7 protein-coding genes are annotated in these 7830 nt (G+C 69.6%); 4 read left to right on the top strand and 3 right to left on the bottom strand.

Annotation, left to right across the window (positions count from 1 at the left end; genetic code table 11):
* Positions 1 to 369 precede the first annotated feature (369 nt).
* From AC08OV_RS21810 to AC08OV_RS21800, 3 genes are read right to left on the bottom strand one after another with little or no spacing between them, the layout of a single operon-like run.
* Positions 370 to 993 (bottom strand): hypothetical protein, encoded by a 624-nt coding sequence (locus tag AC08OV_RS21810; RefSeq protein WP_476614443.1) that lies wholly within the window; start codon positions 991 to 993, stop codon positions 370 to 372.
* A 34-nt stretch (positions 994 to 1027) separates the two neighbouring features.
* Complete coding sequence (gene katG / locus AC08OV_RS21805; protein ID WP_476614442.1) at positions 1028 to 3262, bottom strand: catalase/peroxidase HPI; 2235 nt, start codon at positions 3260 to 3262, stop codon at positions 1028 to 1030.
* Positions 3263 to 3287: 25 nt separating this feature from the next.
* Positions 3288 to 3428 (bottom strand): hypothetical protein, encoded by a 141-nt coding sequence (locus AC08OV_RS21800; protein ID WP_476614441.1) that lies wholly within the window; start codon positions 3426 to 3428, stop codon positions 3288 to 3290.
* Between the two features lie 64 nt (positions 3429 to 3492).
* On the opposite strand from AC08OV_RS21800, the gene AC08OV_RS21795 reads away from it, so the two are divergent.
* The 4 genes from AC08OV_RS21795 to AC08OV_RS21780 all read left to right on the top strand — a co-directional run bounded on the left by AC08OV_RS21795 (position 3493) and on the right by AC08OV_RS21780 (position 7821).
* Complete coding sequence (locus AC08OV_RS21795) at positions 3493 to 4437, top strand: LysR substrate-binding domain-containing protein (RefSeq protein ID WP_476614440.1); 945 nt, start codon at positions 3493 to 3495, stop codon at positions 4435 to 4437.
* A 155-nt stretch (positions 4438 to 4592) separates the two neighbouring features.
* Positions 4593 to 6599 carry an erythromycin esterase family protein gene (locus AC08OV_RS21790; RefSeq protein WP_476614439.1) on the top strand — a complete coding sequence of 669 codons (2007 nt, stop codon included), beginning with the start codon at positions 4593 to 4595 and terminating at the stop codon, positions 6597 to 6599.
* Between the two features lie 25 nt (positions 6600 to 6624).
* Positions 6625 to 6882, top strand: a complete 258-nt coding sequence (locus tag AC08OV_RS21785; protein ID WP_476614438.1) for a PDZ domain-containing protein — start codon at positions 6625 to 6627, stop codon at positions 6880 to 6882.
* A gap of 39 nt (positions 6883 to 6921) precedes the next feature.
* Positions 6922 to 7821 carry an SDH family Clp fold serine proteinase gene (locus AC08OV_RS21780; protein ID WP_476614437.1) on the top strand — a complete coding sequence of 300 codons (900 nt, stop codon included), beginning with the start codon at positions 6922 to 6924 and terminating at the stop codon, positions 7819 to 7821.
* Positions 7822 to 7830 lie beyond the last annotated feature (9 nt).

Below are 7830 nucleotides of genomic sequence, written 5' to 3'. Positions count from 1 at the left end.
ATCCGGCTCGTCGGCGTCTCGGTCGGATGCGTTAACGTCATGATCTCTTGATCCCCCTGATGATCGCGCTGTCCGGGACCTGGCATTCCCCCGACTCCGGACTGCAATGTTGGATGTGCGGTTAGTGGTCTTTGGTGCGGTCTGGCTACGAACCGTGCTTACGAAGTCGCATTGTGGCAGCAATAGGGGTGGCCCTCCGGTCCGGGGCGGCGAAGGACCACGTTGTATTCCGCATTCTGTTACGCAGAGTTAATAAAAATGTCGACCTGACCGACTCGGCTCAGGTGCGGGCGCGCTCGACCGGACTGCTGCGGTCCCCGCTCCGTCCAGTCCCTCGAACGGGCGTTGACCAGCGCGTCCTCGAAGGGGTCAGCGGACGGTGATGCGCGAGACGAGGAAACGCGCGAGCACGCTCGGGCGGGATCCCGCCGTTCCGATCTCGGAGTCGGCTACAGCGAGTTGTCGACTTACGCGTCGCACGGTGACCGCCGCCTCGGCCTCCGCGTCGAGGGGGAGGGAGCCGAGGGGGAGGGAACGGACGAAGGTCACGTCCATCGACATCACCTGGGTGGCCGATCTGGTGGGCAGTATCCGGCTCAGCGCCGGTGACACCGCGGCCACCACCTGACCGTCGGACCCGGTGATGGTGCCCGATGAACGGTGCAACGGCAGCCGGTGCGCCGAACCGTGGCGGTCGCCGGCCCAGGCCTGGGTATAGAGCAGCAGGGGAGCGAGGGGACCGGATGCCGAGGGTTTCTCCCGTGCCTCGGGTGGGCGCGTGGGCCAGTCGCCAGGCGTGTCCAGATGCAGGCTGGCGGCGCGCACGCTATCGCTCTTCCCGAGCGCGGCGGCGGCGGTGAGGGAGATCTCGGCGAGTACGGCGAGTACGGCGAGTACGGCGAGTGCGCCAGTGGTGAGGCCGACGCTCGGTACGGGAACGGGGAGCTCGGGACCGGGGACCGGGGACGTCCAGGTTGGCCCGGCACGGGCCAACCTGGACGTCAGGATCGGGCGAGGTGAACCAGGATTAGACGAGGTCGAACCGGTCGAGGTTCATCACCTTGACCCACGCCGCGACAAAGTCGTGCACGAACTTCTCCCGCGCGTCGTCGCTCGCGTAGACCTCCGCGAGCGCGCGCAGCTCGGAGTTCGAACCGAAGACGAGGTCGGCGCGGCTGCCGGTCCACCTGACCTTGCCCGTGGCGGCATCGCGGCCCTCGAAGGTGTTCGCGTCCTCGGACGTCGCCTTCCACGTCGTGCCCAGCTCGAGCAGGTTGACGAAGAAGTCGTTCGTCAGCGACCCGGGAGTCGCGGTGAAGACGCCGAGCGGCGACTGCTGGTAGTTGGCACCCAGGACCCGCAGACCACCGACGAGGACCGTCAGCTCGGGGGCGCTCAGGGTCAGCTGGTTCGCCCGGTCGAGCAGAAGGTACTCAGCCGGCAGGCGGTGGCCCTTCCCGAGGTAGTTGCGGAACCCGTCTGCCGTCGGCTCGAGCACCGCGAACGACTCCACGTCGGTCTGCTCCTGCGACGCGTCGGTACGTCCCGGTGCGAAGGGGACCTCGACGTCGAAGCCGGCGTTCGCGGCGGCCCGCTCGACGGCAACACCACCGGCGAGCACGATCAGGTCGGCGAGCGAGACCTGCTTGCCGCCGGTCTGGGCGGCGTTGAAGGCTTCCTGGATCCCCGTCAGCGTGCGCAGGACCGCCGCCAGCTGGTCGGGGTCGTTGACCTCCCAACCGCGCTGCGGTTCGAGGCGGATGCGCGCACCGTTGGCGCCGCCGCGCTTGTCACCACCGCGGAACGTCGAGGCCGACGCCCACGCGGTGGAGACCAGCTGGGAGACCGACAGGCCCGAGGCGAGGATCTGACCCTTGAGAGTGGCGACGCCCGCGGCGTCGATGAGCTCGTGGGCCACCGCCGGGAGCGGGTCCTGCCACAGCAGCGTCTCGGTCGGGACCTCCGGGCCGAGGTAGCGCGCGACCGGCCCCAGGTCACGGTGCGTCAGCTTGAACCACGCCCGGGCGAACGCGTCCGCGAACGCGCTCGGGTTCTCCAGGAAGCGCCGCGAGATGGGCTCGTAGATCGGGTCGAACCGGAGGGCGAGGTCCGTCGTCAGCATCGTGGGGGCGTGGCTCTTCGATGCGTCGTGGGCGTCGGGGACGGTGCCGGCACCGGCACCGTCCTTGGGCTTCCACTGGTTCGCACCGGCGGGGCTCTTCGCCAGCTCCCACTCGTGGCCGAACAGGATCTCGAAGAAGCTGTTGTCCCAGCTCACCGGGGTGTTCGTCCACGCACCCTCAAGCCCGCTGGTGATCGTGTCCCCGCCCCTGCCGGTGCCGAAGGTGCTCGTCCAGCCGAAGCCCTGCTCCTCGAGGGGGGCGCCCTCGGGCTCCGGGCCGACGTGCTCGTCCGGGTTGGCCGCGCCGTGGGTCTTGCCGAAGGTGTGGCCGCCGGCGATCAGGGCGACCGTCTCCTCGTCGTTCATCGCCATCCGGCGGAACGTCTCGCGGATGTCGCGTGCCGCGGCGATCGGGTCCGGGTTGCCGTTCGGGCCCTCCGGGTTGACGTAGATGAGACCCATCTGGACCGCGGCGAGGGGATTCTCGAGCTCCCGGTCGCCGGTGTAGCGCTCGTCGTCGAGCCAGGTGGTCTCGGGGCCCCAGTAGACGTCCTCGTCAGGCTCCCAGACGTCCACCCGACCGCCGGCGAAGCCGAAGGTCTCGAAGCCCATCGACTCCAGGGCGACGTTGCCGGCGAGGATCATCAGGTCGGCCCACGAGATCTTCTGGCCGTACTTCTTCTTGACCGGCCACAGCAGGCGGCGAGCCTTGTCGAGGTTCGCGTTGTCCGGCCAGCTGTTGAGGGGAGCGAAACGCAGCTGGCCGGCACCCGCACCACCGCGGCCGTCGCTGATGCGGTAGGTGCCCGCGCTGTGCCACGCCATCCGGATGATGAACGGGCCGTAGTGACCGTAGTCGGCCGGCCACCAGGCCTGCGAGGTAGTCAGCACCTCCGCGATGTCCTGCTTCACGGCGGCGAGGTCGAGGGTCCTGAAGGCCTCGGCATAGGTGAACTCCCCGCCGAGGGGGTTGGCCACGGCGGGGTTCTTGGCGAGGATCTTCAGGTTGAGCTGGTTCGGCCACCAGCCGCGGTTTCCGCCGCCCTGGGTGGGGTGCGGGGCGCGACCGGGCGCGACCGGGCAGCCACCGCCGCTCTCCGCATTCATGTCGTACACGACTGCGTCATGGTTCTCGGACATGGGACCCTCCGGGCATAGACGGATATCAAGAGCGATCAGGAACGCGTGCGGTGGAACAGCCGTGACACCGGCCCCAGTAGATGGCCGCGGCCTCGTTGGCGGCCTCGTCGACGGCCTCGTTGATCGAGAAGCCGCGCAGGGATGACTCCACTGTCACAACTGTCACACTGTCACGGTCGGCCACTCGGAAGAGAAATCGAAAAATTCCGCAACTTTGATAGCCTCAATCTATGGCTAGTCCGCAACCGACCCTGGCCCAGCTGCGCGCCCTCGTCGGGGTGGCCGATCACCGGCATTTCGGCCGCGCCGCGGCGGCCCTGCATGTCAGTCAGCCGACGCTGTCCAGCGCGGTGGCGGCGCTCGAGCGCACCCTGGGCGTCCAGCTCGTGGAACGCACCACCCGCAGCGTCCTGCTCACCGAACTCGGGGAGGAGATCGTCCGGCGGGCCCGGGGGGTGCTGGGCGCCGTCGACGACATCGGCGAACTGGCCATCCGGGCCCGGGAGCCCCTGGTCGGTGACATCCGTCTCGGGGTCATCCCCACGGTGGCCCCCTACCTGCTCCCACGGCTGCTGCCGACGCTGCGGGAACGGTGGCCGCAGGCACGGCTGCGGCCGCGGGAGTCCCAGACGGCCACCCTGCTGGCGGAGCTGCGCGGTGGTGCGCTCGATCTCGCGCTGCTCGCTCTGCCCACCGATGAGCCGGGGACAGCCGAGATCCCGCTGTACGACGAGGACTTCGTCCTCGTCACCCCCGCGGATCACCCGCTGGCGGGTGGCGCCGCCGTGCCGGTCGCCGCCATCGGCGGGCAGGACCTGCTCCTGCTGGAGGACGGGCACTGCTTCCGGGCCCAGGCGCTCGAGGTCTGCCGGGAGGCGGGGGCACGGGAGCGTTCTACCCTGCGTGCGGCGAGCCTGTCGACGATCGTCCAGATGGTCGCCGGTGGCCTGGGGCTGACCCTCGTCCCCGCCGCCGCCGTCGGAGTCGAGGTCGGCGAGGGGCGGGGCCTGGCCGTCGCCACGTTCCGCCGGCCCGCGCCGCACCGGCGCGTCGGCCTGGCCTACCGCTCGACCTCGGCCCGTGTGACGGACTGGAACCTGCTCGCCGCCGAGGTGCGGGCCGCCCTGCCGGGGACGGGTCTCGCCCTCGCCCCGGTGCCGGCCGCGGCGGTCTGACGCGCGCCCTCGGCGGGCTCCGGTGAATGCAGCGGGCCGGCCGCGAGACCGACCGGTCGGGCGTCGCCGGCCGGCCGACCACGGACACACGGTTTCCCTCGCTCCGTGCTGGGCATCAAGCGAATCTTGCCGCCGAGTGGGCAGAGGGCAGCGTCGTGTCGGATCGTCTGTTCCGTGACCGGGGGGATGCCGGCCGGCAGGTCGCTGCTCTGTTGGAGCAGTACCGGGGCCGCCCCGATGCGCTGGTTCTGGGGCTCCCGCGGGGAGGGGTGCCGGTTGCCTACGAGGTTGCGAAGGATCTCGGTGCTCCGCTCGACGTGTTCGTTGTGCGCAAGCTCGGGGTCCCGGGCCGCGAGGAAGTGGCGATGGGCGCGATCGCGAGTGGCGGGGTGCTGGTCCTCAACGACGATGTGGTCCGCGGTCTGAACCTCCCCCTGGAGGTGATCCAGCGGGTGGCGGAGCAGGAGGGCCGGGAGCTGCTGCGCCGGGAGCAGGCTTATCGGGAAGGCCGGCCGATACCGGACGTGGCCGGCAAGACCGTCATTCTTGTCGATGATGGCCTGGCCACGGGCGCGAGTATGCGGGCCGCCATCCAGGCGTTGCGGCAACTGCAGCCGGCCTGGATCGTCGTCGCCGTGCCGGCGGCACCCTCTTCCACCTGCCGGGAGCTGACGGCGCTGGCGGACGAGGTGGTGTGTGCGACGACGCCGTCGCCGTTCTTTGCGGTCGGGCAGTCCTACTGGGATTTCACCCAGACCACCGATGAACAGGTGCGCAGTCTGCTGCGCGCGGCGGCGACGTCCCGGCTTCCCGCGGGAACCGTGGTGTACCGCACGGATGCGGCCGTCGTCCGATCCGAGATGGTGCCGGTCCAGGACGGCGTTCCGGCCGGCGACAGGCTGTTCGATCTGGTTGGTGACGCCAGCCTGGTGTTGATCGGCGAGGCGTCGCACGGCACCCACGAGTTCTACGCCGCCCGCGCCGCGATGACCCGGCGGCTGATCGAGGAAAAGGGGTTCTGCGCGGTGGCGGCGGAGGCGGACTGGCCGGACGCCTACCAGGTGAACCGGTTCGTCCGCGGTCACAGCGAGGATGTGACGGCCGAGGAGGCGTTGCGTGGCTTCGAACGTTTCCCAACCTGGATGTGGCGCAACACGGTCGTCCTCGACTTCGTCGGCTGGCTGCGTGAGCGCAACGACCGGATCGGCGCCGAGGAACGGGCCAAGGCCGGTTTCTACGGACTGGATCTGTACAGCCTGTACCGTTCCATCCAGGAGGTCATCGCCTACCTGGACCGGGTCGACCCGGCTGCGGCCAGGCGGGCCCGTGAACGGTACGCCTGCTTCGATCACTACGGCGGCGAGGGCCAGGCCTACGGCCAGGCCGCGGCGTTCGGCGCGGGCGAGACGTGCGAACAGGCGGTCGTCGACCAGCTCGTCGACCTGCGGCGCCACGCGGCCGAGTACACCGGGCCGGGCGGGCCACTCGCCGACGACTTCTTCTACGCCGAGCAGAACGCGCGGACCGTCAAGGCCGCGGCGGACTACTACCGGTCCATGTTCTCCGGCCGGGTCTCCTCCTGGAACCTACGTGACCGGCACATGGCCGGTACCCTCGACGCGCTCGCCACTCATCTGCGCCGGCAGTCCGATACTCCGGCGAAGATCGTGCTGTGGGCGCACAACTCCCACGTCGGGGATGCCACAGCGACCGAAGTCGCGGCCCGCGGCGAGATAACTCTCGGTCAGGTGGTACGGATCCGGCACCCGGGTGACTGCCGGTTGATCGGTTTCACCACCTACACCGGCACGGTGACCGCCGCAGACGACTGGGATGCCCCGGCCGGCCGTAAACGGGTCCGCCCGGCGCTTCCCGAGAGCCTGGAGGATCTGTTCCACAAGGTAGGCGAGAAGGAGTTCCTCGTCCCCCTCGGCTCCGCCGAGTGGGCCGCCCGGATACTGACCTCGGCCCGGTTGGAACGCGCCATCGGCGTGATCTACCGCCCCGGCACCGAACGGCACAGTCACTACTTCCGTGCCCGGGCCGCCGACCAGTTCGACGCGATCATCCATATCGACGAGACCCGGGCCGTCGAACCACTCGAACGGACGACCCGCTGGGATCGCGGCGAACCACCACGGACCTACCCCTTCGCCGCGTGAGAAAGCTTCGCCGCGCGAGAAACCCTTGGATCGCCGGACAACTCGGCCTGGATGTCACCGGTGGTGCCCTCGTCCTCGCCGTCGTCGCGGGTGGCCCCGCGGACCGTGCCGGCGTCCCCCTGGCGACGTCGTCCGCACCTTTGACCGGAAGCCCGTCAACTCGGCCGAGGACTTCTTCGCGGAACTGCGTGGCATCTCGCCCGGACATCAGGTCACGCTCGGTCTGCGGCGCGACGGAAGCGGCCAGGAGGTCACGGTCACGCCCTCCGACCGGCCCAGCTGACCGGCGGGCGGCTGAAGACCTCAACAGAAAGCGGCGGGCATGACGATCTTGGATATCCTCTGGCTGTTCATCATCCTGTCCAGTCTCACCCCCTTGATCCAGCAACGCACGCTCGCGTTCCAGCGTGGCCAGGCGCTGCGGGCACTCGAACGTACTCGCCACTCACGTGTGATCACGATGATTCACCGGCGGGAGAACTTCGCGTTCCTCGGGATCCCGTTTGGCGGATTCATCAGCGTCGAGGACTCCGAGGCCGTCATCCGGGCGATTGAACTGACCGACCCCGACCTGCCGGTCGACCTCGTCCTGCACACCCCCGGTGGCCTCTTCCTCGCGGCCGAGCAGATCGCATCCGCCCTGGCCGACCACCCCGGCCCGGTCACCGTGTTCGTTCCGCACTACGCGATGAGCGGCGGGACGCTCATCGCACTGGCGGCCGACCACGTCGTCATGGCACCGTCGGCCGTCCTCGGCCCGGTCGATCCGCAGGTCGGCGGAATGCCGGTCGCGTCGATCCTCGACGTCGTGGTTCGCAAGAACGTGAACGAGATCGACGACAAGACGTTGATCATGACCGACGTCTCCCGCAAGGCCCAGCGACAGATCCAGGAGTTCGCCGGCCGGCTCCTACGCCGCCGCCTTCCGCCCGACCGCGCCGACCAGCTGGCCAGGACGCTGTCCGAGGGAAGGTGGACCCACGACTTCCCGATCGACGTGCGCACCGTCCGCGAACTCGGCCTCACCGCCTCCACGGACCTACCCAACGAGGTGCGCAGACTCATGCGGCTCTACCCGCAGCCCAGGACGGGCCGCCCGTCGGTCGAGTACATTCCGCTCCCCTACCGGCAGCGACCCGACCAACCCGAGCCCATCCTCGCTCCCGCCCGGCGTGACCCCGGCGGCCACCGCAGGAAAAGAGCTATCAACCCACCCGACTGAGGGTTAACC

The organism is Frankia sp. CeTa3Moorea (assembly GCF_978021225.1).
The sequence above is the reverse complement of the archived record's forward strand: the minus strand, read 5'-3'. Positions and strand labels throughout refer to the sequence as shown.

What these genes read in the sequence shown, in the direction of transcription:
- katG (WP_476614442.1), bottom strand. Translation starts at nt 3,262, where the DNA reads ATGTCCGAGAACCATGACGCAGTCGTGTACGACATGAATGCGGAGAGC.
- AC08OV_RS21795 (WP_476614440.1), top strand. Translation starts at nt 3,493, where the DNA reads ATGGCTAGTCCGCAACCGACCCTGGCCCAGCTGCGCGCCCTCGTCGGG.
- AC08OV_RS21780 (WP_476614437.1), top strand. Translation starts at nt 6,922, where the DNA reads ATGACGATCTTGGATATCCTCTGGCTGTTCATCATCCTGTCCAGTCTC.